Genomic DNA, 24,787 nt, shown 5'->3' with positions numbered 1-24,787 from the left:
GTCTTTCTCCTATCTAAAATTAGCTTGTATTTTGTAAATCGGTCCAAAAGGACTGAATTTTCTTTCATATTCTGTCATGATATTGTCTTCATAGCCATCTGCATGATGTAAATCTAAACAAATATCTTTAAAATCCATTGGATACTGATTCATTGAAACAAGAGAGAATTCAAATAATCCTCGGTTGTCCGTTTTAAATTCAATATCGCCACCCTCTTTTAATAATAACTCATAGATTCTCAAATAGCTTCTATAGGTTAAGCGACGCTTATCATGCTTTGATTTTGGCCATGGATCACTGAAATTCAAATAGATCTTCTCAATCGAATGAGCGGGAAACAGCTCTTGCAGATGAGCCGCATCAAAACACATCAATCGCAGATTCGGGAGTGGTTCCTCATCGATTAGTTTTTTTAGAGCTGCCACAAGCACACTATCATATTTTTCAATACCAATAAAATTGATCTGGGGGTATCGTTTCGCCATTTCAATAATAAAATCGCCTTTCCCCATCCCAATTTCGATGCGCAGCGGCTGATCCTGAGTAAAAATATTTTTTAAATCGAAAGGTTCATCTGTTTTAAGAACGATCTCTCGATGATTTTCTATTAATTCTTTTGCTTTTGGATTATTTCTTAAACGCATGTTTTCCTCCTCATAATTCTTTTTCCATTATAGCACATATCTGCTTAGAATAAATTGCAAATTCTTATTTTACATCGATTTTCATAAGATTTTCCAATTCATCATTTGTTAATTCGCGATATTGTCCTTCTTCTAACTGAGGATCTAATATTAACTGTTTCATTTTTATTCTTTTTAAATACGTCACTGTTTTACCAACAGCTTCAAACATACGTTTAACCTGATGAAACTTTCCTTCAAAGATTTCGATTTCGACTTCGCTTTCTTCGTCATTTGCCGACACAATCTTCAAGTTTGCCGGCAGTGCCGTAAAATCACCAAGATTAATTCCCTGTTTAAAGACCGCTATATCTGTTTCATCCACTCTTGCATCGATTTTTGCATAATAGATTTTCGAGATATGTTTCTTAGGGGATAAGATATGATGTGCCAACTGTCCGTCATTGGTTAAAAGCAGCAGCCCAACGGTATCAATATCCAATCTTCCGACCGGAAACAATTCATAATGCTCATATCCTTCGATCAAATCAATCACTGTAGGATGCACCTGATCCATCGTCGCACTGATATATCCTTGTGGCTTATTGAGCATTAAATAGACAAAACGACGATACTGAATTTCTTCATTATCCAATAAAATAATATCCTTTATTTCATCAACCTGGTAATCATCTTTTTTAATTATCTCACCGTTGACTTGTATATGTCCCTTACGAATTAACTGTTTCATTTCCTTACGGCTTCCCACTCCGCAGTGAGCTAATAATTTATCTAAACGCATCTTGTTTTAAATTCCTTTGCTTAATTTTATATATTCCTGATGAAGCTTACCTTGACTATCTTCAAACTCAACCAAAACACGAACTTCCACTTCCTCTTTTCTAGTTATTCCTGACAAATGAACCCCTTTATAGGTGAGCGTTTCTGCCTTAGTATAGGAATCCAAATTAACCGGATCATCATAAACCCCAATGCTGGGATAATAGTCTGACAGACTGTCATCTTTACAGACAATACGAACATTTTCCAAACGTTGAGTTACATTTCCGATAATTAAATCATAACGATAATGTTCATCCACCTTATTCATCACTAAGGTCATATCGTAATACAAAGATTCATCTTGAAATTCATTTTGATTGTCAATGGCTTCAACAAACTGGTTATAATCAGCAAGTGACACTTGGGGGACTTCTTTTTTACAACCGCTTAGCATGAAGCAGCAGAGTATTAATATCCATATTTTTTTCATTATAACCACCTATATAAATTATATCAAAAAAAAGGGCTTAACGCCCTATATTTTATAATTCTTTCTTTCTGAATGTTGCACATTCAGTTTGTTCACAACAATGTGCTTCTTTACAATTACAATTGTGAACTGCGATTTCTTCTGCTTCACATTTACAATCGCTGTTGTAAACACATTCTTTAGCTGTACAGTTAATTCTGTTCATGTTGTTCACCTCCACACAGATTAGTTTGGGCGTTCTAATCTTCATTATTCATGCATTTGTAAATTAACATTGCCGAATAGGAGTAAATCGTTTCTTCTTCCTCTTTATTGTCTAAAAAGGCAGTTTGGTATTCAACCGATAATAAATCTTCATCCTGAATTGTTTCTAAAAATTCATTGATTTCATCTTCTAAATCCAATTCATGACAGCAGTCAAACATCTTTACTTTTATCATTTGCATCACCGCTGGTATCATACCAATAAAATATAAAAAAATAAGTCGGATTTACGACTTATTTTCATCATTTTTTAATTATTGTGTAATTTCGATCTTGAAGCAGCATTCAAATGTTTCATTAACAGGCAGTTTTACAATATCTTCCTTATCTTTTAATTCACCAGTAAACCCTGCTTCATCCGCATGAGAACGCCATGGTTCTAATGCAAGTAATCCGCCAACCTGACGGGTTGCCCAAATTCCTAAAAAGTTAAAGTTTTCCATGTGCAAAGTGACTGCTTTATTATGATTAATCGATTTTAAAGCCACGGATTTCGATTTAAAATCCGTTACTACTACAGCATCATCTTTAAACATTTCCTGTCTGACAAAAAAGCGTCTTTCATTTTCTAATAATGGCTGAGTTTTTCCGTTATAGACAGAATTTTCAACATCCAATAAACGACGGCTAACTGTTTCCGGCTGTTCAAATTCAACATAATAGTCATTGCTTGATTCATTTTCATACATCGGACAAGCAAATGCCGGATGCCCGCCGATACCAAAATAGATGGTTTTATCATCTTTATTCTCTACTTTGATATGACAGCTCAATGTATTCATTTCTAATGTATACGTTACAGTTAATTTAAAGCTGTAAGGATAAACATCTCCGAATTTTTCATTATCTAACGTTAAGACAACGTGATCTTCTCCAGTTTCCTCTACAGTAAACTCATTATGACGAGCAAAACCATGCTGTGTTAAATGATATTCTTTTCCTTCCGCACGATACGTATCATTGATGACCTTTCCGACGATTGGAAAAAGAATCGGAGCACTGTTTGCCCAATATGCCTTATCTCTTTTCCACATATAATTCATTTGGTCAGATAGGCCAACCATTTTATGAATTTCTGCTCCCTTGGGATGAATAGCGACTTCTAAAAAATCATTTTTTAATGTTATCATAAGTTTCTCCTAATAGATTAATTTACCATTTACAAAGGCATGTTTCAAACGGACTTGTTCATCAAAAATGATGATATCCGCTAATTTTCCGACCGCAATACTTCCCAACTGATCATCTACTTTAATAGATTTCGCCGGATTTAAAGAAGCTAATCGCACGGCTTTAATGATGTCAATATGGAAATAGTCCATTGCATTTTTAACTGCGTCATTCATGCATAAGATACTTCCCGCTAACGTCCCATCTTTTAAGCGAGCAGTCCCGTTTTCAACAGTAACGCCTTGTCCCCCTAATTGATAAGTTCCCGGTTCCTTCATGCAGGCTTCCATCGAATCGGTAATCAATGTCAGATAATCCTCTCCTTTAGCATGATATAAAATACGTGCTGCCGGTGCTGAAACGTGATGTCCATCTAAAATCAGCTCTGCATACGTCTGTTCACTGTCCAACGCCAATCCTACAATACCCGGATTACGATGATTCAATGGTGTCATAGCATTATACGTATGGGTAAAATGATCAGCACCTAAGTCAAGCAGTTTCTTCCCTTCGTCATAGGTTGCTCCGGTATGTCCCAAAGAAACGGTAATGCCTTTTTCTAATAAATATTGAGTTAAAGCTGCTGATCCGGGCATTTCCGGCGCCAATGACAATAATTTAACCACTGCACTGTATTCCCCTGTCATCTTATCAAACATTTCAATAGAAGGATCTACGATATATTCTCCTGGCTGAGCGCCTTTATGCAAGATATTAAAGAATGGTCCTTCCATATGTGTCCCAATGATTCTGGCTCCATTCACTTTATCTTTATTTTCAGCAATGTTTTTAATGGCTGCATAAGTGCTTTCCTGAGATTGTGTCATCGTTGTTGGCAAGAAGCCCGTAACCCCTGTTTTTACATTGGATACTGACAGATTATCTAAATCTTCAAAAGTGGCATTCATCGCGTCACTTCCATTTTTTCCATGCGTATGCACATCGATAAATCCCGGTGAAACAAAGTTCCCCTGTGCATCAATGATGGTGGCTGTTGGATCTGTCTCCGTTGTAATGTTAGTGATCATCTCATCTTGAATCCATAAATTCTTTTCGACGATCTGATCATTTAAAATAATTTTCCCGTTAACAATACAATATTTCAATTTTATCACCTCGTGCTTATTATAACAAAAAACCTATTGTTAGTGTGAACAAAATGCTTGTTTCCATAAAAAAAAACTATCCGAAAATCGGATAGTCTCTATTCATTTGGCTCATTCGTATGAATCTCTTTAATGATCTTTTCAATTTTATTCCCATAATCTAATGATGTATCCAATAAGAAATGTAATTCCGGTACACGACGGATCGTTAAACGCTTCGCCAACAAGGTACGAATAAACCCTTTTGAACGATTGAGTGCTTCTAATCCATCACGCGTATCATAATCTTTTCCTAAAAAGGTTACATAGATTTTAGCGATTGAAAGATCACGTGTCACATCGACTGCAGTGATTGTGCAAAATCCAATCTTCGGATCTTTCACTTCCATTTGCAGGATCTGTGTTAATTCTCTTTGAATGATCCCATTTAATTTTTCTTTCTTTAAAACCATAAAAGCCTCCAACTATCTTGCGACTTCTTGCATTTCAAATCCTTCGACAATATCGTTTTCTTTGATATCATTGTAGTTTTCGATTGTCAGACCGCATTCATACCCTTGTGCTACTTCTTTTGCATCGTTTTGGTAACGTTTTAAAGAACCTAGTTTACCAGTATAAATCACAATACCGTCTCTGATCAAACGAACGCCGCAATCTCTGCGCATCACACCATCTGTCACATAACATCCAGCTACCGATCCGACTTTAGATACTTTGATAACTTGTCTGATTTCTGCCTGTCCGATGATGACTTCTTCGATCTCCGGTGCAAGCATTCCCTGCATTGCCGCTTCAATTTCTTCTACCATTTTATAAATGATGTTGTGTAAACGAATTTCTACGCCTTCTTCTTCCGCTTTCTTACGTACATTTGCTTCCGGTCTAACGTTAAATCCATAAATAATTGCCTGTGAAGCACTCGCTAAAAGGATATCAGATTCAGAAATACTTCCGACAGTTGAACGAATAACATTTACTCGAATGCCGTCAATATTGATTTTTTCCAATGATGATTTCACAGCTTCAGCCGTTCCCTGAACATCAGATTTTACAATGATGTTTAAGTCTTGAACAGCACCTTCATTGATCTTAGAGAATAAATCATCCAATGATAAAGCACTTGTTGTTTTTCTATCTTTATCTTGTTTTAATTTACTTCTTTCTTCACCAACATGACGTGACATTTTTTCAGTTTCAAATGCCATAAACTTATCCCCGGCAACCGGCACTTCATTTAAACCTGTAATTTCAACCGGTGTTGAAGGTCCTGCTTCCGTAATTTCTTTTCCTTTATCGTTCAGCATCTGACGCACACGTCCATAAGCGGCCCCTACAACGATTGGATCTCCCGTTCTTAACGTTCCGTTTTGTACAAGTAAAGTCGCGACAGGACCACGTCCTCTATCTAGTTTACCCTCAACAACAGTTCCATATGCATAACGTTTTGGATTCGCTTTTAAATCTGCCATTTCTGAAACAACCAAGATCGTTTCCAGTAAATCTTCAATTCCCATGTTCATTTTCGCTGAGATTTCACAATATACAGTATCTCCGCCCCATTCTTCAGGCGTTAATCCTAAATCTGCCATTTGTGATTTGATATTGTCAGGGTTTGCTCCTGGTTTATCGATTTTATTGACCGCGACAATGATGGGAACCCCAGCTGCTTTGGCATGGTCAACCGCTTCTCTTGTTTGAGGCATGACACCATCATCAGCGGCTACAACAATAATAACGATATCCGTCACCTGAGCTCCACGTGCACGCATCGCCGTGAACGCTTCATGTCCCGGTGTATCCAAGAAAGTAATTTTCTTATCATTGATCAACACTTGGTAAGCCCCGATATGCTGTGTAATTCCACCAAATTCACCGTCGACAACACTTGTTTTACGAATCGTATCCAACAAAGTTGTTTTTCCATGGTCAACATGTCCCATGATCGTTACAACCGGCGGACGATTCATTAAATCCTTTTCATCATCAACAATTTCAATTTCTTCAAAGTTAACTTCACTGACTTCGATATGTTTCTTGATTTCATAACCATATTCCATACATACCAATTCAACGTTTTCATCATCCAATGAAGAATTGATCGTTACCATTTTCCCTAACATAAATAAAACTTTAATAACATTTGCAGGGGTTTGATTGATTTTTTCAGCTAATTCACCAACCGTAATGCCTTCCTCATAAACAACGATTCCGTCTCCTACCTTCACTTCTTCTTTTTTATTTGGCACGTTCGAAATCAATGTTTTCTTTTTAGGAGCCATTTTTTTACCAGAACGATTTGGTCTCTTATTTTTATTCATCTTTGCCATATAACCACCTACCCTATCTTTTCTTTTAATTTTTCAGCAAATTTCTTATCCAGCACAGCGATTGCCATACGATTGCTTTTACCGATGGCATTCGATAATTCTGTACTATCACCTATTATTATATACTCAATTTTGTAATGTGTACACTTATCTATTAAACGTTTCTTCGTGTTATCACTAGCATCTTCAGCAATAATAACCAATTTCGCTGATTTATCCCGAATACTTAACAATACGCCTTCACCACTGGCGAGGTTTCTCGAACGCATTATCAAACCAATATAATGAAGAACATCTTTATTCAACATTCTTCAGTAATTCCTCATAGATCGCTTCTGATACTTTCGTTTCCAATGAGCGATCTAAAGACCCTTTTTTCTTTGCCAGTTCAATCGCTTCTTTTGATTTTTTCAGATAAGCACCACGGCCGTTTTGCTTTCCTGTATAATCAATAAAAACTTCATTTTCTTTGTTTTTAACGATTCGGATCAATTCCTTTTTAGGACATTGTTCTCCCGTCGCTACACATTTTCTCAGTGGGATTTTTTTCATCTAAAACCCTCCTAATCTTCATCGTAATATTTATCAAATTCATCGTAATCGATTTCTTCGTCATATTTACTGTATTCATCATCAAAGTAATCATCTTCATCGTCTTCTTCAACTACCGGTTTCTTTGTTTCCTGTACAGGTGCCACTGGTGTTTCTTCTACGATTTCCTCAACGACCGCTTCTGCCGGCATTGCTTCAATCACATCTTCATTTACATCGGATTCTTCCGCAATTTCCTCTATTACTTCTTCTGCCGCTTCCACTTCTTCCACAGTCGTTTCCGCCAACATTTCTTCTTCGATATCTTTATATTCTTCATGTTTAACTTCTTCTAAAGAATATAACCCTTCACTAATAGCATCACTCAATGATTTAATATCAATCTTCCATCCTGTTAAACGTGCCGCTAAACGAGCATTCTGACCACGTTTCCCAATGGCTAAAGACAATTGATTATCCGGCACTACAACAAACGCAGACTTATCTTCTTCATTGATACTGACATTAATGACATTAGACGGAGCTAAAGCATTGGAAATGAAGGTTGCCGGATCTTTTGAATATTCCACAATATCAATCATTTCTCCGTGCAGCTCTTCAACGATGTTTTTAACACGGGTTCCTTTTGGACCAACACATGACCCGATTGGATCAATATCGTCTGCTTTTGTATAAACGGCAATCTTGCTTCTCTCTCCAGCTTCTCTTGAAACTGAGAAAATCTCCACGATACCTTCATAAATTTCAGGGACTTCCATTTCAAATAAACGCTTAACTAACCCGGGTTCCGTTCTTGAAACAACGATATGCGTTCCTTTTGTTCCATGATCGACTTCGGAAACATATACTTTTAAATGTTGTCCTTCAATCAGTTTTTCACCTGGAATCTGCTGATTCGCCGCTAAGAAAGCTCCTGTTTTGCCTATGTTGACAATCGCAAAACGATCTTCTACACGATCCACGATTCCGGTAATAATTTCATCTTTCTTATCAATAAACTCATTATATAAACTTTCTTTTTCTGCTTCTCTAATCTTTTGACGCAAGATCTGTTTAGTCTGCACCGCCGCTAAGCGTCCAAAGATATCCGGCGATACGGCATTTTCAACCACATCACCAATTTTATAATTAGGATTGATTTCATGAGCTTCTTCCAATGAAAGTTCGATATCTTCATCTTCGACTTCTTCCACCACCGTTTTAATCTCATGCAATGAAATCTTCGCTGTTTTAGGATCGATATCCACACGAACGATTGAATCCGGACTTAAATAGTTTTTCTTATAAGATTTTTCTAAAGCTTCTTTTAATGCATCTAATACGATTTCTTTTTTAATACCACGTTCATTCTCTAATATTTCTAAAGCTTCAATAAACTTTTTATTCCCAGCCATTTTGTTTTATTCCTCCTTAAAATTTGACAGCCAATCGAATAAACTTAATACGATCATAATCTATTTCAATACGTTTCTTAATATTTTTCACTAGGTATTCTAAATGAATGATCTGATCGTTGACTTCTAATATTGTCCCATACACTTCGTCTAAACCTGCCATTGGCATCGCTAGTTTAATATAAACATATTTACCAATCGAATGGCTGATCTGTTCCAAGTTCTTTAACGGCTTTTCCGCTCCCGGTGAAGACACTTCTAAATAGTATTCACCTTTAATTGGGTCTGATTCATCAAGAAGCGCACTGATTTGTTCTGATACGTTGACACATGTTTCCATATCTAATGCACCGTTTATTTTTTCAATAAAGATTCTTAAATACCATTCATTATTTTCTTTTTCATAAACGATTTCATCTTCATAGCACTGTGCTTCATTTAAAATCGGTTTAATCATATCAGAAATCTGTTGAATTAATTCCATTTTATCTCCCTTTCCAATAATAAAGAGTGGGTCCCCCCACTCTTTTAGATTCGTTGCTTTAGTATCTAAATGACATTTTCATTATAGTATATAATTACTGTTATGTCAATTAAATACTACTTTTTCATTGGTTTTATCGACTATTTTTTAAATTAAATAAAATATTCATCAAAAGTGGAATAATTTTGAAAAAGATCAGAATTAAGATTGAATATTTATCTCTATTATTCTATGATAATGGTGATAAGTTTCTTTAAGTGTCATTTCCCCAACATTTCAAATGAAAAAGAGGTGAATCCAATCAACACTCTATACAACAATCATGGAGGAAATGCTTATGCAACATAAAAAAATCATCAGAATAATGTTTCTTTTATTTATTGTTTTCTTTCTTGGCGGCTGTTCCGCTGAGACAAAAATAAAAAGTCTTCATATTGACAGTCAAGATGTTACTTTAGATTTTGACCAAAGTCAGACTTTTAATGTTAATATCGAACCTGCCAAAACCAACATTGAAGAGGAGGATATCGTTCTAAGCGATAATACACTTATCACTTTGACAAAGGTCAGCGATCACTCCTTTACGATCAAAACTCATCAAAATGAAGGACTCGCAACACTTTACATAATGAAAGATGATGTAGAAAGCAATAAAATAACCATCAATGTAGTAAATACTAAAAAAGCAAAGGAAAAAGCGGCACAGGAAGAACAGGCGGCTAAAGAAGCGGCAGAAAAGGAAAGACAAGAAGCTGAAGCAGCTGCGAAAGCGTTGGAAGAGCAGAAACAGGCAGAGGCATCACAAGCGAATGAATCCACTCCAAACAATGCCGTTCCAAACACCAGCACGGTTTATCTGCCAAAAAACGGAAAAAAATATCATTCAAACCCGAATTGCAGCAATATGAAAAGCCCGCGGGCTGTCAGTCTTGAAGAGGCGCAGAGTCTAGGTTATGAACCTTGCTCTAAATGTTATTAAAAAACGTAGGTCGATGATCTACGTTTTTTTTATTCCAATTGTGCTTTGATATTGACAGCAATCTCTTGATAGTCGAGACTTTCCAAGTGAGTAACATCTATTTCTACGATCTTTCCCACTCCATTAAAATCGTCCATGCCACGATGTTGAATTCCCTTTTGATAATCCTCAAAAGAAGAAGGACAAGGAAATATTTTTTCATTAGTTGGATAATGATCATTGACAATATGCCCTCGATGTCTTGAGGGATGAAACTCACGTTTCACATAACGTTCATAGATTGTGAAAAGATCCCCTGTCAGTTTTAATGTAAGACATTGATACTTACTTTTTTCAAATAATTGCTTCAAATCATCTTCGTCGCTCTTTTCAAAATTATTTTCTAAAATAAAATCCTGTTTTGCCTGCATCATCCTGCCAGCAAAATAGTACAACAGCTTTGTACTTCCCACACCAAGCTTCACTTTTTCTTTTCGATTGTCAAAACCAACTGTGTCAAATAATATTTCTTTCATTTCATCTTTTGAAACCATTGGAATATGCAGTATCTGACTCAAATAATGCGCTAAAGTTGTTTTCCCTGATGCCGGTACTCCGGTAATGATAATACAGTACATAAGCAGGCCCTTTTAAAATAAAGACAACTGATTTTCTTCTTCCATTCCCTCAAAGACATTTAATTTACTCATAAATTTGATATGTGTATTATTTAAACGCGTACGTTTTACGACGTCTTCTTTTGATAAGAACGGATTTTCTTTTCTTGCTTCAATCACGCTGATTCCAACTGCTTCACCTAAACCATCGATAGCGGTAAACGGCGGAATTAAAGCTTTGTCATCATCAGGATCTAAAATAAAGTCCGTAGCATCCGATTTATCTAAAGAGACGTTATTGAAATGGAATCCACGTTCATACATCTCTAATGCAATTTCAAACATTCCTAACAAATCTTCATCTTTCTTAGTAGAATTGTATTCTTGTTTGCTTTTTTCGATTTCTTGCTTTCTAAGCAGGATGGCTTCTTTACCTTTGATCATTGTTTCAATATCATAGGCATCGCAGCGAGTCGTAAAATAAACAGCATAATATTCTCTTGGATAATACAGTTTCCACCAAGCTACACGAATTGCAGACAATACATAAGCTGCCGCATGAGCTTTGGGGAACATGTATTTGATTTTCTTACATGATTCAATATACCAATCCGGTACATTGTATTTTTTCATTAAATTTTCATAATCTTTTTCCGGGAAGACTTTTGGAGATTTTCCCTTACGCACACATTCCATGATATCGAAAGCATCTTTATTAGGCAGTCCCTTTTCAATTAAATATACCATGATATCATCACGACATCCGATAACTTCGGATAAGGTGCAGGTTCCTGATTTGATTAAGGATTCAGCATTTCCCAAATAAACATCGGTTCCATGAGACAAACCGGAAATAATCAATAAGTCGTTAAAGTTTTTAGGCTGTGTCTGTTCCAACATTCCACGAACGAACTGGGTACCAAACTCAGGTAATCCCAATGCCCCGGTCTTGCAGTTTAAATAGCTAAGATCAATTCCCATTGCTTTTGTTGAAGTGAAAAGACTCATTACCTGTGGATCGTTTGTCGGAATGTCTTTTGGATCAATTCCGGTTAAGTCCTGCAGCATTCTCGTTACGGTAGGGTCAACATGCCCTAAAATATCCAATTTCAATACATTGTCATGGATGGCATGGAAGTCGAAATGGGTTGTTTTCCATGAAGCGCTGACATCATCTGCCGGGAACTGGATCGGCGTAAAATCATACACATCCATGTATCCCGGAATAACGATGATCCCTCCGGGATGCTGACCACTGGTACGTTTAACCCCTGTACATCCCATGGCAATGCGTTCCAGTTCGGCTGAACGAATCGAATTATCAATTCCCAGCAATTCAGCATATCCTTTCGCATAGCCATAAGCCGTCTTATCCGCTACAGTAGAGATAGTACCGGCACGATACACTTTATCTTCACCGAACAATACCTGCGTATAATTATGCGCTTTCCATTGATAATCCCCGGAGAAGTTTAAATCGATATCCGGCACCTTATCAGCGTTAAACCCTAAGAATGTTTCAAACGGAATATTATGTCCATCCCCTTTTAAAGGCTTTCCGCATTTTGGACATAACTTATCTGGCAGGTCATAGCCATCGGCAATTCCTTCTTCTTCAACAAACTCACTATACTGGCAATTAGGACAGTAATAATGGGGAGCTAATGGATTCACTTCGGTGATTTCTGCCATTGTGGCAACAAACGAAGAACCAACGGAACCACGTGAACCAACCAGATAACCATCATCATTTGACTTTTTAACTAATTTATGTGCGATATAGTAAATAACCGCAAATCCATGTTTAATGATATTTCCTAATTCTCTTTCTAAACGTGCCTCGATGACTTCAGGAAGTGGATCGCCATACATTTTATGAGCATTTTTATAGCAAAGTTCTGTCAATAATTCATCTACTCCCTCAATCCCCGGAGTAAACAACTGATCATGGACTACGCTGAAATCCCCATCGATCATATCCGCAATTTTATTGGTATTTTCCACTACATATTCATAAGTTTCATGATGATCTAAATATGGATAGCATTCCATCATCTCATCGGTCGTTCGGAAATACTGAGAGGGTGTAAAAGCACGGGGATCTTTACGGTTACACAATGGATGTGCACGGCGGTTGATCCCAATCGTTGGATTCGCAATAAAAACATCACGATAAATTTTATCAGTTGGATTTAAGAAGTGAACATCGCCTGTTGCAACGATCAGTTTATTCAATTTTTTTGCCATTGCGATCAATCGTTTTAATGAAATGATTAAATCTTCTTCACTTTGCAGATTACCGCGATCAATCAGATGATAATAGTCCGCAAACGGCTGAATCTCAATATAGTCATAGAATTTCATATATTCTTCCAGTTCGTTATCCCCTAAATTCAGTGCCGCTTCAAAAACATCTGAACGATAACAACTGCTTCCAATCAATAGTCCATCACGATATTCTTCCAAGACTTCTTTAGGGATACGAGCATCGCCATAATAAAATTCTGTACATGATTTTGAAACAATTTTAAACAGGTTTTTTAATCCGATCTTATTTTTCACTAACAGTGTAGCATGATATGGGAAAACTAACTGATATGTATTCATTGTTTGAAGACTGTTCAATTCATCTAAATAAGCAATCTTTTTCTTATCCATTGCATCACTGATAAGGAGATTAAAGACGCTTCCCAACACTTCCGCATCATAGTCGGCACGATGGGCAACTTCTTCATCGTAACCTACCTTATAATGGCGGGCAACCGTTCCCAAACGATAGGACTTCATGGGTTTCATGATGGCTCTTGCTAGAGGAAGGGAATCGATATAAGGATTATGGATTAATTCCATGCCATGACGTTTGCAGGATTCATTGAGAAAGCCAACGTCAAAGGTCGCATTATGGGCAACGATAATATCATCACCAAAGAACGCTTTAATAGTAGGTAAAAATTCTTTAATAGTAGGTGCATCTTTCACCATTTCATTTGTAATACTGGTCAGCTGAGTAATTTTAGCGCTGATTTCTTTTTCCGGATTGATAAATGATTGTAATCGGTCAATAACTTCTCCGTTTTTAATCTTTACCGCTCCAAATTCGGTAATGCCATCATGAATAACGGAAAGTCCGGTTGTTTCTAAGTCGAAAGAGACATACACAGCATCACGTAAGGGTGCTTTTGTCGCATTGCGTACGATATGCAGCGTGGGATCAATCATATTGACCTCACACCCATACAGCATCTTAATTCCGGCTTTGTTTGCTGCCTGCTGTGCTTCCGGAAAAGATTGAACATTCCCATGATCGGTAATAGCGATAGCTTGGTGCCCCCATTTTGCAGCTTGGTCAATATAATCACTGACATTGGCAATTCCATCCATCGTTGACATTTTAGAATGGGTATGCAGTTCTACACGTTTCTTTTCTGCTTTATCCGTACGGGCCAAGGGTGCCGGAATAATTTCCAGCTGATTTGCCATCATCACGGTTTCTCTGGCGAAGCTGTCAAATTTCACTTCACCGATTACTTTGATCCATACCCCTTTTTTTACTTCATTCAACGCGTCTAAATCCATGCGGGCATTTTCAAAACGCTTGCACATAATAGAATCCGTATAATCGGTCAGCCAAATAGACTGGATATGCTTGCCTGAACGAATCTTTGTCAATTCTACTTTAAACACATAGCCTTGAACACTGACATTGGGAAGATCCCCATTGATTTCATTTAATTTTAACGCAATGACATCATTAAATTTCTTAGAATTATAAGGTACATACTTGTTTTCTTTTTTCGTCGGTGCAATCGGTGTTGGCTTTATGTAGACCTCCTGAGTACGCTGAGTTTCCATTTCTGCCAACATTCTTTGATAATCCGGATTTTCTTTATTCACATAAAAATCAATAAATAAATCAATTCCCAAAGTATGAAAAAATGCAACGAGTTTGGGCTTTAAAGGTTCGATACTGTTTAACTGAATTTCATTCACCAGTTCGATACGTAAAAGATCACGGTCTAATTGAATCTGTGATGGTTCCACACAGCTTAACTGCGGATAATCCTGAGCATGGCGCTTGCAAAAATATAAGAAATAATTAGCGATATCATCTTCACGATAAAATAACTTATTTAAACTAAACAAAAAATCACAAGGATAAGGGAAACGATCCAAATGGGATTGCAGTTGTGTAAATTCATGATAATCCAATAAGGATTCTAATCGTATATAAAAAGTAAAGGCATCATGTTCAATCTCTACTTTTTCAATGACAGCCGTTTCTTTTAATTGTGTTGTATTCTCTAATTGCAGTTGTTCTAAAAGAATCTCCATTTTATTCATAATATATCCCCTCCAAAAAAATAAGCACGACTGTGCTTATTAAAATAATCGTGTAATATCATTGACTGTGACAATAATCATCAAGCCAAACACTAAAGCTAAGCCGGCAAGCTGCAAGGCATATCGGAATTTGACCGGTATATCCCGCCCTATGGCTTTTTCAACGACAGCAAATAATACCTGACTTCCATCCAATCCCGGAATCGGCAACAGATTAAATACCCCAATATTGATTCCCAGCATGGAAACTAATAATAAGACATTGGCAAAGTTTCCTGACTGAGTGACTTCTCCGACAACATTATATATTCCGACCGGACCTGACAGTTGCCCAATTGTTTCTTTTGAATTCGTAATCAGTTTTCCTAATGTTGAAAACACTAGCAAAGAAGCATCTTTAAAATAATTCGCTCCATATTCCACACTTTCCACAAAAGTCAAACGACGTGTTGTAGGGGAAACCCCGAGAAAATAACTGTCGGTTTCAGAACGATATGTCGCATTGACATTATAATCAAAGGTAGTATGATCTCTTTCAATCGTAACTTTCAATGCCAATGTTTCTCCACTGTAATTATTCTGACCTTTACTTAAAGCGCCTTGTAAATCGGAATAAGATCCAATTAAAAATTGCTTTCCGCTATCGACTACAGTAATTTTGTTGATGGTATCCTGAGCCTGAATTCCAGCTGTCATCGCAGGAGAATTGTCGACTACTTTCCCAATTGTAGAAGAATTGCTTTGTACCGGTACAGAAATCGCATATACAGCGACAATGATGATAAATGCAGATAAGAAATTCATGAAAACGCCAGCTAAATAAACAACTACCTGTTTCCATGTCGCAATTCCTTTTAATGTACGTTCAAAAGGAACATCTTTCATATCTTCATTTTCTTCCTGATCTGCTTCTCCTGCCATGGCAACGAATCCACCGATTGGCAAGGCTCTTAATTCATAGTTGGTCTCTCCAATCTTCTTTGACCATAATTTTGGTCCCATCCCAATCGAAAATTGTCCGCAGTAAACACCGAAATGTTTTGCGGCAATAAAATGTCCTAATTCATGAATCGTAATGATGAACCCTAATACTAGGATAAATACAATAAAGATTAATATATGTTGCATTACTTTCCTCCTATTTGTGCTAAGACGTGTTCTCTTGCCCAATGATCGATCTCCAACAATTCTTCAATTGTCGGATCTTCAACCCATTGATGATCTTTCAGTGCACTTTCCACTAATTCTTCAATCTGTAAGAATTCGATTTGATCATTTAAAAACAAACTGACCGCCTGTTCATTTGCCCCGTTTAAAACACAAGGCATGCTTCCCCCTTTGCGCCCGGCTTCATAGGCAAGACGTAAAGCTCTGTAACGTTCAAGATCCGGTTTACTAAAATGCAGAGCACCGATCTCTTCTAAATGCAAATGCTTCGCGTTGCTGATTTCAAAACGATCCGGATAAGTCAAAGCATATTGGATTGGCAGACGCATATCCGGCGTCCCTAATTGAGCAATGATGGCAGTATCATTATATTCCACCATTGAATGAATAATACTTTCCGGATGAATATATACTATAATATCATCATAATCCATATCAAACAACCATTTCGCCTCGATCACTTCAAAGCCTTTATTAAACATGGTAGCAGAATCAATCGTAATTTTTGCGCCCATTGACCAGTTTGGATGACAAAGCGCCTCTTTTTTACTTACTCCTTGTAGTTCATCACGCGTTTTATCACGGAAACTTCCTCCCGATGCGGTAATCATCAGCTTGTGAATCTGCGAATGCTTTTCTCCGTTTAATGATTGGAAAATCGCCGAATGCTCACTATCCACCGGCAATAATTGCACGCCATATTCTTTTACTAAACGAGTGATGATATGCCCGCCGACAACCAGTGTTTCCTTATTGGCAAGTGCGATATCTTTATGTTTTTTAATAGCTTCGATGGTGGGTACCATCCCAACAAACCCAACTACCGCATTTAATACTAAACTGATTTCATCCAATGTCGCAATCTTGATTAATCCTTCATCACCATAATAGATTGTTAATGAAGGATATTGATGTTGTAATTGCAATGCATCTTTTTGATCCATCACACACACATATTGAGGATGGACTGTTTCAATCACTTCTATTAATTTTTCAATATTACGTCCGGCAGAAACACCGATAATACGAAATAAGTCGGGATGATTTTTTACGACATCGACAGTCTGCATACCGATCGAACCGGTTACACCTAATACAGATAATGTTTTCATATAAAACTCCTTATAATAAGAAATACGTTACAAATAATGCAAATACTAAACAGTTAAATAATAAACTGTCAATACGATCTAAAATTCCCCCATGACCGGGTAACAGATTTGAGAAATCCTTGATTTTGAAATAACGTTTCACACTGCTGAATGTCAAGTCACCAATCTGAGCAGTCATCGTTAAAATGAAAGCCAAAAAAGCACTTTGCAGCAATGTTAAATCTAAGGGATTAAAATAGACAAAGACAGTCGCTAAAATGGTTCCCAATAATATTCCGCCTATAGACCCTTCAATCGTTTTCTTAGGAGATAATCTGGGAATTAATTTATGTTTACCTAAAGTTACCCCGGCAAAATAAGCCCCTGTATCACTTCCGTAAGTCGCAATCGCAATAAACAGAATTGATGAGAACCCAAATTTTAAACGGATATTTAGAATACAATGAAGTCCTATACAGACAAAAGTCGTAAACCCTAAAAGGAAATTAATTTTACTAATATCCAGACATTCCAACACCATGCTGAAAGCAAATAACAAAATAGCAAACAGCACGATCGCAAAACTACTGACAAAAAACATAGAATCATCAATAAAGACAACATAGAACGCATAGAGATACACTGCAATATCTAAAAAGATATTCCAAGTCGAAAGATGCATGATCTTTAATAACTCATAAATCGCAAGTGCCATGATCATGCCGATCAGAAGCGTAAAAACTCGTCCGCCGATAAGAGCCGCCGGAATGACCAGCGCCATTAGGATCAAGGCGGTGATAATACGCTGCTTCATTATTTTAAGCCTCCGTAACGACGATCACATTTTTGATAATGATCCAACGCTTTATATAATTCTTCAACATCAAAATCTGGCCAATAAACATCACTGAAATACATTTCCGCATACGCCATCTGCCAAAGCATAAAGTTTGATAAGCGACATTCTCCACTGGTTCTGATCATATAATCCAATGGTGGAAGATCAGCACTCATGAGATAACTTTCAAACAGTTCTTCACTAATTTCATCTTCGCTGATTGCCCCTTCTTTGACATCTTTGACAATATCTTTCACTGCACATAGAATTTCGTCTTGTGCTCCATAGATAAAGGCAAAGCAAAGAATTAAGCCGGTATTGTTTTTTGTCTGTTCCACAGAATCTAAAATGACATCTCGTGTTGACTTAGGTGCCTGTTCAATATGACCGATATAACGCACCTGAATATTGTTCTCTAAGAAATCTTTTAAATAGATTTTGAAAAATTCCTTAGGTAATTTAAAAATAAAATCCACTTCACTTTGCGGTCTTTTAAAATTTTCCGTTGAAAACGCATAGACCGTCATCGCCTTAATCCCTAAACGATTGGCTTCTAAAGCTAAAGTACGTATATTTTTCGTTCCTTCATGATGCCCATAAGTTCTCGGCATTCCCTTTTTTTTTGCCCAACGTCCGTTACCATCCATAATAAACGCAATATGCTGAGGAATCAGTTCTTCCATTAATTCTATATTACTTTCATCTTTTCTCTTAAAAAGCATTGTTCACACCTCACAGTTATTGGTATTATACCATAGTTTTATTTTAAACAAAAAGAAAAAGATGTAAATACTACATCTTAAACGGTCATAATATCTTTTTCTTTAACTGCTGCGATTTCGTCAATCTTTTTTGTATAACGGTCAGTTTGCTTTTGGATATCTTCTTGTGCACGTTTCTTTTCATCTTCTGAAACATCACTCAACTTTTTGATATCATCATTCGCATCACGACGAATATTTCTGATTGCTACCTTTGCATTCTCAGCGTATTTTTTTACTTGCTTAACAAATTCTTTTCTTCTTTCTTCTGTTAAAGCGGGAACATTTAAACGAATCACAGATCCATCGCTTTGTGGATTTAATCCTAAATCTGATTCTAAAATGGCATGTTCGATATCTTTCATTGTTGAAGTGTCATAAGGCTTAATCACCAATTGGCGCCCTTCTTGTACACTGATGGAAGCCATTTGATTAATTGGTGTTGGTGTTCCGTAATAATCAAATTGAACTCTGTCTAACATCGTAGGATTAGCACGCCCTGTTCTTACTGTCGCCAAATCTCTTTCATAGCTTTCAACTGCTTTATCCATTCTTTCAACTAATTCTTCTTTAATCATTGAGATCATCTTATTTTCCTCCTGAAATGATTGTTCCGTTTACTTCACCAGTAACAGCTCTGGCAATATTGCCTTCTTCTTGCATGTTGAAGACGCATAAATCAATATCATTATCTTTACATAATGTGATCGCTGTCTGATCCATGATTTGTAAATTCTTATTTAATACATCCAAGTACGTAATATGATCAAAACGGGTTGCTGTTTTATCCAGTTTAGGATCAGCTGAATATACACCGTCTACTCCGTTTTTAGCCATCAAAATAACTTCGGCATCCACTTCGGCAGCACGTAATGCCGCTGTCGTATCCGTCGTAAAGAAAGGACTTCCTAAACCGGCACCAAAAATCACGATTCTTCCTTTTTCTAAATGTCTGACTGCTCTTCTACGGATATAAGGTTCGGCAATTTCCTGCATTTCGATAGCAGATAACAAACGGGTTTCCACATTTAATGTTTCCAACGCATTTTGAATTGCTAACCCATTCATCACGGTGGCCAGCATTCCCATGTAATCGGCTGTTGCTCTTTCCATTCCCATCTCGCTTCCGACTTTACCGCGCCAAATGTTTCCGCCACCAACAACAATAGCGATTTCTACGCCTTTATTTTTAGCGTCTACGATTTCTTGAGCAATTTTAGCTACTGTTTTAGCGTCAATCCCAAATTTCTGTTCTCCCGCTAAAGCCTCTCCGCTCAATTTCAATAGTACTCGATTGTATTTCATATTATGTAGTATCCTTTCTTTTTCCAATATTTGGACTCACATCTTTTTTATCTTTATCATTATACCCAAAATCTTCTCGATTTTAAGGATGAATTAGGAATTTTAGGATAATCATTGCTGTTTTGCAGCTTATACGTCATCTTCCTAACCTTTTTAATTATACCCAATTTAATAGGGTGTTGCAACTCTTTTTTAGATAGGAACAAGCAAGAAAAAACACCGTTATTCTCCTTTGTTGACATAAAAAAACTGCGGTAGAAGACCCTCTATCACAGTTTATATTGGAATGATTATTTCCCCATTTGTTTTGCTACTTCTTCAGCAAAGTTTTCTTCTTTCTTTTCGATTCCTTCACCTACTTGGAAACGAGCCATTTCTACAACTTTTCCGTTACCAATGTATTGAGCGATTGTAACATCAGGGTTTTTAATGAATTCTTGGTCAACTAAACAAATATCTTTTAAGTTTTTGTTTAAACGACCTTCTACCATTTTTTCAATGATATTTTCTGGTTTTGGTTTTGCTGCTTGTGCATTTTCTTCTAATGCCTGAGCTAATAATACTTCTCTTTCATGAGCTAATTCTTCTGCAGGAATAGCTGTTCTGTCGATGTATTTTGGTGATTGAGCGGCTACATGCATTGCCACATCTTTAGCTGCTTCTTCACTGGCACCGTTGATTTTAACGATCGCACTCATTTTACCACCCATATGGCTGTAAGCTCCGAATACTTCATCACTGTTTTTGTTCATCACAGCAAATCTTCTTAAGCTTAATTTTTCTCCGATTTTTCCAGATGCTTCTGCGATTACGATTTCCAATGGTTTACCATCAACATCGATTTTTAAAGCTGCATCTAAGTCAGCAGGTGCATTTTTCACCATTAAGTCTGCACATAAAGCCACTAAATCTTGGAATTCTTTATTTTTTGCGACGAAATCAGTTTCTGAGTTTACTTCGACTAAAGCGGCTTTGTCTCCATCAATTACAAATGCAGTTAATCCTTCAGCTGCGATACGATCTGCTTTTTTAGCTGCTTTTGCAATTCCTTTTTCTCTTAACCAGTCGAAAGCCTTTGCAATGTCACCTTCACAAGTTTCTAAAGCTTTTTTGCAGTCCATCATCCCTGCACCTGTTTTTTCACGTAATTCTTTTACTAATGCTGCACTAATTGCCATTTTATTTTATCCTCCATTTTATTTTTAATAAAAAAGGAAAAGTAGTGATTACTTTTCCCTTCGCTGACTATTCACTGACTTTTTTTTCAGGGCTTGTTGCACTCACAGTTCTGTCATTATTTCTGTTATCGTATCTAGGACGTCTTGGACGATCATCTCTATAACGAGGTTTTCTTCTTTCGTTATTTTCTACTGAAGTGATAGCATCATTCATTGATACTTCTTTATCATCTTCATCTTTAACGTAAGCGACTGTTAAAGGTTCACCTTTTGCTTCACAGATTGCATCAGCCATAGCGGCAATAATTAATTTAACTGCTCTGATGGCATCATCATTTGCTGGGATTACGTAATCCACTTCATCAGGATCACAGTTTGTATCAACAATACCAAATACAGGAATACCTAAGATTCTTGCTTCCGCTACTGCGTTGTGTTCAGCTTTTGGATCCACAACGAATAAAGCGTTTGGTAATTTTTTCATTTCTTTGATACCACCTAAGTTCTTTTCTAACTTAGCGGCTTCTTTTTTAAGTAAGATGACTTCTTTTTTAGGTAATACATCAAAAGTTCCGTCAGCTTCCATTTTTTCTAATTCTTTTAATCTTCTGATTCTTTTTTGGATAGTTTTGAAGTTTGTTAAAGTTCCACCTAACCATCTGCTGTTAACATAGAAAGATTCAGATCTTAATGATTCTTCTCTAACTGCTTCTTGAGCTTGTTTTTTAGTACCTACGAACAGTACTTTTCCACCTTTAGCGGCGATTTCACCCATTGCTTTGTAAGCTTCATCAATTTTCTTAGATGATTTTTGCAAGTCGATGATATAAATCCCGTTTCTTGATGTAAAGATGTAAGGCGCCATTTTTGGGTTCCATCTTTTTGTTTGATGTCCAAAATGCACACCAACTTCAAGTAATTTTTTCATTGAAATTACAGACATAGTAACTTCCTCCTTTTGTTTTTTTCCTCCACCACTTCCAACGCCTATCACCTTTCGGCACTCGATAGTCGAATCCATGATGTGTGTATTTTTTTAATACCTTGTTGATTATATTATAAAATCATGAACTTGTCAATCTTTATCTTTCCCTTTTAATGGGCTTTTATTCGCTAAAGGGTGTGCGGACATATAGGTTTTTTTCAATTTATCCATCGTCACATGCGTATAAATTTGGGTAGAAGATAAATCAGCATGTCCCATCATCTCCTGAACGATACGAATATCTGCTCCCTGATCTAATAAGTGCGTAGCAAACGTATGACGCAGCATGTGCGGATGTACTTTCTTTTTCAAGGGAGAATTTAGCGATACTTTTTTTAGCATATCATAAACACCGCGCTCCGTTATTTTACCACCATATTGATTCACAAATAAGTAAGGATGAGCTTCATTCCTGTTTTCCATTAATTCTTTGCGTGTATCTTCAATATACTCTTCCATATACTGCTGGCAGATTGGATTAAAAGGAACATAGCGTGTCTTTCCTCCTTTTCCTTTCACCACAATCAGTCCTTGAGCAAAATCAATGTCTGCCAATTTTACGTTAATCGCTTCACTGACTCTTAATCCGGTAGCATACATTAACTCAATAATCATTCGATTGCGTTTTCCTAATGGTTTAGAAAGATCAATACTGTCAATCAACGCCTCAAATTCATCATAGTAGAGAAATTCCGGCATTTTTTTGGTAATTTTAGGCTGAGAGACTAACGCAAATGGATTTGCTTTGATCACATCGTTTTCCAATAAATATGCAAAAAAACATCGCAGTACACTGATATGATGACGAATCGATAAATTAGAGAGATCATGGTCATGCAAAAAGACGATATAGCCACGAACATGTGGATAAGTAATCTGATCATAACTATCAAACGCCTCTTTTTTACAGTAAAGATAGAACTGCTCGATATCATTGGAATAGGTCTTAATCGTTAATTTGGAATATTGTTTAAGATTCGTTAAATAGTTTAAATAATGATCAATCCATTCTTTCATCATTTTTACCTAGCTGTTCTTTCATAATCTCAATCGCACGAGCAGCATAAGCTGCCTTCTTTTCCTTCTTTTTCACTTTCATTTCCAAATCCGGTACAATTCCAAAATTAGCTTTCATCGGCTGGAAATTTTGACTGTCACTATGTGTAATATAATAAGCCAATGCTCCGGTAATCGTACGCGGATCAAAAGTTATCAATGTTTTTTGTCGGAGCAGTCTAGCCATATTTAATCCGGCAACAATACCGCTGCTGGCAGATTCCACATAGCCCTCCACCCCCGTCAGCTGTCCGGCAAAGAACAGATCATCACGCAGGCGATACTGATAAGTTTGACGCAAATGAAGCGGTGAACAGATAAAAGAATTACGATGCATCACCCCGTAGCGTACAATCTGACAGTTTTCCAATCCCGGAATCATCTGTAAGATACGTTTTTGCTCCGGCCAAGTCAAATGGGTCTGAAATCCGACAATGTTGTAGAGGCTGGCATTGGCATTATCTTGTCGCAACTGCACCACTGCATAAGGACGCTTCCCATCCGGAGTTTCTAAGCCCACCGGTTTCATGGGACCAAACAGTAATGTCTGATTTCCACGACGAGCCATTTCTTCAAACGGCATGCAGCCTTCAAAGAACTTTTCTTCAAAATCTTTTGGTTTCACCACTTCCGCATGAATCAAAGCCTCATAGAATTGTTCAAACTGTTCTTTATCCATCGGACAGTTGATATATTCTGCTTCCCCTTTATCATAGCGTGATTTATAGTAAGCCTTCGTGAAGTCAATGCTCTCTTTAGTAACGATCGGTGCCGCTGCATCAAAGAAATAGAAATAATCATCTCCCAACAAGGTCTTAATCGCTTCGCTCAATGGCTGAGAAGTTAGCGGTCCGCTCGCTATAATCGTCGGTCCTTGAGGAATCTCTGTTACTTCTTCATGAATGACTTCTACTAAAGGATGCTGTTTTATGTACTGTGTCACGGCATTTGAAAAGCCATGACGATCCACTGCTAACGATCCTCCGGCCGGTACAGCATGAATTCTGGCAAAACGGATAATAAGACTGTCCAGCATTTCCATTTCTTGTTTTAATACTCCCACAGCGTTCCCCAATCCATCAGCACGCAGTGAATTTGAACATACTAATTCGGCGAAATTTTCTGTTTGATGTGCTTCAGTTGATTTGATGGGACGCATTTCATATAAACGAACCGGGATTCCTTCTTTAATTAATTGATAGGTTGCTTCACAGCCGGCCAAGCCAGCACCAACAACATTTACTTTCTGTTCCATAAGATTCCTCCTTCTAAGCTAAAGAAAGGCTAAACGTTAAA

General features: G+C 37.0%; 26 protein-coding genes. 1 reads left to right on the top strand and 25 read right to left on the bottom strand.

The window, feature by feature from the left end; translation table 11 throughout:
• Positions 1-9: 9 nt before the first annotated feature.
• From trmB to rimP, 13 genes are all read right to left on the bottom strand, one after another.
• The gene (gene trmB / locus BN1225_RS06940; RefSeq protein ID WP_041139107.1) at positions 10-645 is read right to left on the bottom strand and encodes a tRNA (guanosine(46)-N7)-methyltransferase TrmB; all 636 of its coding nucleotides are present in this window, start codon (positions 643-645) and stop codon (positions 10-12) included.
• Between the two features lie 64 nt (positions 646-709).
• Entirely contained in the window at positions 710-1,426 is a 717-nt protein-coding gene (locus tag BN1225_RS06935) for a pseudouridine synthase (protein ID WP_041139106.1), read from the bottom strand.
• 6 nt (positions 1,427-1,432) lie between these two features.
• Entirely contained in the window at positions 1,433-1,897 is a 465-nt protein-coding gene (locus BN1225_RS06930) for a hypothetical protein (RefSeq protein ID WP_041139105.1), read from the bottom strand.
• A gap of 52 nt (positions 1,898-1,949) precedes the next feature.
• Positions 1,950-2,102, bottom strand: a complete 153-nt coding sequence (locus BN1225_RS14340; protein ID WP_074434808.1) for a DUF1540 domain-containing protein — start codon at positions 2,100-2,102, stop codon at positions 1,950-1,952.
• Between the two features lie 34 nt (positions 2,103-2,136).
• Complete coding sequence (locus BN1225_RS06925; protein ID WP_041139104.1) at positions 2,137-2,337, bottom strand: sporulation protein Cse60; 201 nt, start codon at positions 2,335-2,337, stop codon at positions 2,137-2,139.
• 78 nt (positions 2,338-2,415) lie between these two features.
• Positions 2,416-3,291 carry an aldose 1-epimerase family protein gene (locus BN1225_RS06920; RefSeq protein ID WP_041139103.1) on the bottom strand — a complete coding sequence of 292 codons (876 nt, stop codon included), beginning with the start codon at positions 3,289-3,291 and terminating at the stop codon, positions 2,416-2,418.
• 9 nt (positions 3,292-3,300) lie between these two features.
• Positions 3,301-4,437 carry an N-acetylglucosamine-6-phosphate deacetylase gene (gene nagA / locus BN1225_RS06915; RefSeq protein WP_041139102.1) on the bottom strand — a complete coding sequence of 379 codons (1,137 nt, stop codon included), beginning with the start codon at positions 4,435-4,437 and terminating at the stop codon, positions 3,301-3,303.
• Between the two features lie 98 nt (positions 4,438-4,535).
• Positions 4,536-4,889 (bottom strand): 30S ribosome-binding factor RbfA, encoded by a 354-nt coding sequence (gene rbfA / locus BN1225_RS06910; protein ID WP_041139101.1) that lies wholly within the window; start codon positions 4,887-4,889, stop codon positions 4,536-4,538.
• A gap of 12 nt (positions 4,890-4,901) precedes the next feature.
• Complete coding sequence (infB, locus tag BN1225_RS06905) at positions 4,902-6,764, bottom strand: translation initiation factor IF-2 (RefSeq protein WP_041139100.1); 1,863 nt, start codon at positions 6,762-6,764, stop codon at positions 4,902-4,904.
• 8 nt (positions 6,765-6,772) lie between these two features.
• On the bottom strand, positions 6,773-7,072 hold the full coding sequence (locus BN1225_RS06900; protein ID WP_041139099.1) for a L7Ae/L30e/S12e/Gadd45 family ribosomal protein: 300 nt from the start codon (positions 7,070-7,072) through the stop codon (positions 6,773-6,775).
• Positions 7,062-7,316 carry an RNase P modulator RnpM gene (gene rnpM, locus BN1225_RS06895; protein ID WP_041139098.1) on the bottom strand — a complete coding sequence of 85 codons (255 nt, stop codon included), beginning with the start codon at positions 7,314-7,316 and terminating at the stop codon, positions 7,062-7,064. Before rnpM ends, BN1225_RS06900 begins: the two co-directional genes overlap by 11 nt.
• Positions 7,317-7,327: 11 nt before the next feature.
• Positions 7,328-8,710 (bottom strand): transcription termination factor NusA, encoded by a 1,383-nt coding sequence (gene nusA, locus BN1225_RS06890; RefSeq protein WP_041139097.1) that lies wholly within the window; start codon positions 8,708-8,710, stop codon positions 7,328-7,330.
• A gap of 16 nt (positions 8,711-8,726) precedes the next feature.
• Positions 8,727-9,194, bottom strand: coding sequence for a ribosome maturation factor RimP (gene rimP / locus BN1225_RS06885; RefSeq protein ID WP_041139096.1), 468 nt, complete (start codon positions 9,192-9,194; stop codon positions 8,727-8,729).
• A 337-nt stretch (positions 9,195-9,531) separates the two neighbouring features.
• On the opposite strand from rimP, the gene BN1225_RS14950 reads away from it, so the two are divergent.
• Positions 9,532-10,173: a hypothetical protein gene (locus BN1225_RS14950; RefSeq protein ID WP_041139095.1), complete on the top strand. Its 642-nt coding sequence runs from the start codon at positions 9,532-9,534 to the stop codon at positions 10,171-10,173.
• 29 nt (positions 10,174-10,202) lie between these two features.
• On the opposite strand, the gene BN1225_RS06875 is transcribed toward BN1225_RS14950, so the two are convergent.
• From BN1225_RS06875 to trmFO, 12 genes are all read right to left on the bottom strand, one after another.
• Entirely contained in the window at positions 10,203-10,790 is a 588-nt protein-coding gene (locus BN1225_RS06875; RefSeq protein ID WP_052466432.1) for a P-loop nucleotide/nucleoside kinase family protein, read from the bottom strand.
• 12 nt (positions 10,791-10,802) lie between these two features.
• The gene (locus BN1225_RS06870; protein WP_041139094.1) at positions 10,803-15,110 is read right to left on the bottom strand and encodes a PolC-type DNA polymerase III; all 4,308 of its coding nucleotides are present in this window, start codon (positions 15,108-15,110) and stop codon (positions 10,803-10,805) included.
• Between the two features lie 39 nt (positions 15,111-15,149).
• Positions 15,150-16,238, bottom strand: a complete 1,089-nt coding sequence (locus tag BN1225_RS06865) for a M50 family metallopeptidase (RefSeq protein ID WP_041139093.1) — start codon at positions 16,236-16,238, stop codon at positions 15,150-15,152.
• The gene (locus tag BN1225_RS06860) at positions 16,238-17,389 is read right to left on the bottom strand and encodes a 1-deoxy-D-xylulose-5-phosphate reductoisomerase (RefSeq protein ID WP_041139092.1); all 1,152 of its coding nucleotides are present in this window, start codon (positions 17,387-17,389) and stop codon (positions 16,238-16,240) included. Before BN1225_RS06860 ends, BN1225_RS06865 begins: the two co-directional genes overlap by 1 nt.
• Positions 17,390-17,399: 10 nt before the next feature.
• Entirely contained in the window at positions 17,400-18,182 is a 783-nt protein-coding gene (locus BN1225_RS06855) for a phosphatidate cytidylyltransferase (RefSeq protein WP_041139091.1), read from the bottom strand.
• Positions 18,182-18,928, bottom strand: a complete 747-nt coding sequence (locus BN1225_RS06850) for an isoprenyl transferase (protein ID WP_041139090.1) — start codon at positions 18,926-18,928, stop codon at positions 18,182-18,184. The genes BN1225_RS06855 and BN1225_RS06850 overlap by 1 nt, the downstream gene beginning before the upstream one ends.
• A gap of 77 nt (positions 18,929-19,005) precedes the next feature.
• Positions 19,006-19,554 (bottom strand): ribosome recycling factor, encoded by a 549-nt coding sequence (gene frr / locus BN1225_RS06845; protein ID WP_041139089.1) that lies wholly within the window; start codon positions 19,552-19,554, stop codon positions 19,006-19,008.
• A gap of 1 nt (position 19,555) precedes the next feature.
• Positions 19,556-20,272, bottom strand: a complete 717-nt coding sequence (pyrH, locus tag BN1225_RS06840; protein WP_041139088.1) for a UMP kinase — start codon at positions 20,270-20,272, stop codon at positions 19,556-19,558.
• A gap of 290 nt (positions 20,273-20,562) precedes the next feature.
• A complete protein-coding gene (tsf, locus tag BN1225_RS06835) occupies positions 20,563-21,450 on the bottom strand; it encodes a translation elongation factor Ts (protein ID WP_041139087.1) in 888 nt (295 codons plus the stop codon).
• Positions 21,451-21,517: 67 nt separating this feature from the next.
• Entirely contained in the window at positions 21,518-22,393 is an 876-nt protein-coding gene (gene rpsB / locus BN1225_RS06830; RefSeq protein WP_041139086.1) for a 30S ribosomal protein S2, read from the bottom strand.
• 132 nt (positions 22,394-22,525) lie between these two features.
• The gene (gene xerA, locus BN1225_RS06825) at positions 22,526-23,455 is read right to left on the bottom strand and encodes a site-specific tyrosine recombinase/integron integrase (RefSeq protein ID WP_082029305.1); all 930 of its coding nucleotides are present in this window, start codon (positions 23,453-23,455) and stop codon (positions 22,526-22,528) included.
• Positions 23,436-24,746, bottom strand: coding sequence for a methylenetetrahydrofolate--tRNA-(uracil(54)-C(5))-methyltransferase (FADH(2)-oxidizing) TrmFO (gene trmFO, locus BN1225_RS06820; RefSeq protein WP_041139084.1), 1,311 nt, complete (start codon positions 24,744-24,746; stop codon positions 23,436-23,438). The genes xerA and trmFO overlap by 20 nt, the downstream gene beginning before the upstream one ends.
• Positions 24,747-24,787: the final 41 nt, after the last annotated feature.

Origin of the sequence: Beduini massiliensis, from assembly GCF_000829905.1 — a bacterium.
In the GTDB taxonomy this organism is placed as follows: Bacteria; Bacillota_I; Bacilli_A; order Erysipelotrichales; family Coprobacillaceae; genus Beduini; species Beduini massiliensis.
Note: the sequence above shows the minus strand (reverse complement) of the source record. Positions and strands in the feature narration are given on the sequence as shown.

Excerpts from the sequence above, each read along its gene's own strand:
- BN1225_RS06850 (WP_041139090.1), bottom strand. The coding sequence starts at position 18,928 with ATGCTTTTTAAGAGAAAAGATGAAAGTAATATAGAATTAATGGAAGAA.
- BN1225_RS06865 (WP_041139093.1), bottom strand. The coding sequence starts at position 16,238 with ATGCAACATATATTAATCTTTATTGTATTTATCCTAGTATTAGGGTTC.
- nusA (WP_041139097.1), bottom strand. The coding sequence starts at position 8,710 with ATGGCTGGGAATAAAAAGTTTATTGAAGCTTTAGAAATATTAGAGAAT.
- BN1225_RS06855 (WP_041139091.1), bottom strand. The coding sequence starts at position 18,182 with ATGAAGCAGCGTATTATCACCGCCTTGATCCTAATGGCGCTGGTCATT.
- rbfA (WP_041139101.1), bottom strand. The coding sequence starts at position 4,889 with ATGGTTTTAAAGAAAGAAAAATTAAATGGGATCATTCAAAGAGAATTA.
- BN1225_RS06875 (WP_052466432.1), bottom strand. The coding sequence starts at position 10,790 with ATGTACTGTATTATCATTACCGGAGTACCGGCATCAGGGAAAACAACT.
- rnpM (WP_041139098.1), bottom strand. The coding sequence starts at position 7,316 with ATGAAAAAAATCCCACTGAGAAAATGTGTAGCGACGGGAGAACAATGT.
- infB (WP_041139100.1), bottom strand. The coding sequence starts at position 6,764 with ATGGCAAAGATGAATAAAAATAAGAGACCAAATCGTTCTGGTAAAAAA.
- BN1225_RS06900 (WP_041139099.1), bottom strand. The coding sequence starts at position 7,072 with ATGTTGAATAAAGATGTTCTTCATTATATTGGTTTGATAATGCGTTCG.
- rimP (WP_041139096.1), bottom strand. The coding sequence starts at position 9,194 with ATGGAATTAATTCAACAGATTTCTGATATGATTAAACCGATTTTAAAT.
- BN1225_RS14950 (WP_041139095.1), top strand. The coding sequence starts at position 9,532 with ATGCAACATAAAAAAATCATCAGAATAATGTTTCTTTTATTTATTGTT.
- rpsB (WP_041139086.1), bottom strand. The coding sequence starts at position 22,393 with ATGTCTGTAATTTCAATGAAAAAATTACTTGAAGTTGGTGTGCATTTT.
- trmFO (WP_041139084.1), bottom strand. The coding sequence starts at position 24,746 with ATGGAACAGAAAGTAAATGTTGTTGGTGCTGGCTTGGCCGGCTGTGAA.
- BN1225_RS06920 (WP_041139103.1), bottom strand. The coding sequence starts at position 3,291 with ATGATAACATTAAAAAATGATTTTTTAGAAGTCGCTATTCATCCCAAG.
- xerA (WP_082029305.1), bottom strand. The coding sequence starts at position 23,455 with ATGATGAAAGAATGGATTGATCATTATTTAAACTATTTAACGAATCTT.
- BN1225_RS06870 (WP_041139094.1), bottom strand. The coding sequence starts at position 15,110 with ATGAATAAAATGGAGATTCTTTTAGAACAACTGCAATTAGAGAATACA.
- pyrH (WP_041139088.1), bottom strand. The coding sequence starts at position 20,272 with ATGAAATACAATCGAGTACTATTGAAATTGAGCGGAGAGGCTTTAGCG.
- BN1225_RS06935 (WP_041139106.1), bottom strand. The coding sequence starts at position 1,426 with ATGCGTTTAGATAAATTATTAGCTCACTGCGGAGTGGGAAGCCGTAAG.
- BN1225_RS06925 (WP_041139104.1), bottom strand. The coding sequence starts at position 2,337 with ATGATAAAAGTAAAGATGTTTGACTGCTGTCATGAATTGGATTTAGAA.
- trmB (WP_041139107.1), bottom strand. The coding sequence starts at position 645 with ATGCGTTTAAGAAATAATCCAAAAGCAAAAGAATTAATAGAAAATCAT.
- BN1225_RS06930 (WP_041139105.1), bottom strand. The coding sequence starts at position 1,897 with ATGAAAAAAATATGGATATTAATACTCTGCTGCTTCATGCTAAGCGGT.
- tsf (WP_041139087.1), bottom strand. The coding sequence starts at position 21,450 with ATGGCAATTAGTGCAGCATTAGTAAAAGAATTACGTGAAAAAACAGGT.
- BN1225_RS06860 (WP_041139092.1), bottom strand. The coding sequence starts at position 17,389 with ATGAAAACATTATCTGTATTAGGTGTAACCGGTTCGATCGGTATGCAG.
- frr (WP_041139089.1), bottom strand. The coding sequence starts at position 19,554 with ATGATCTCAATGATTAAAGAAGAATTAGTTGAAAGAATGGATAAAGCA.
- BN1225_RS14340 (WP_074434808.1), bottom strand. The coding sequence starts at position 2,102 with ATGAACAGAATTAACTGTACAGCTAAAGAATGTGTTTACAACAGCGAT.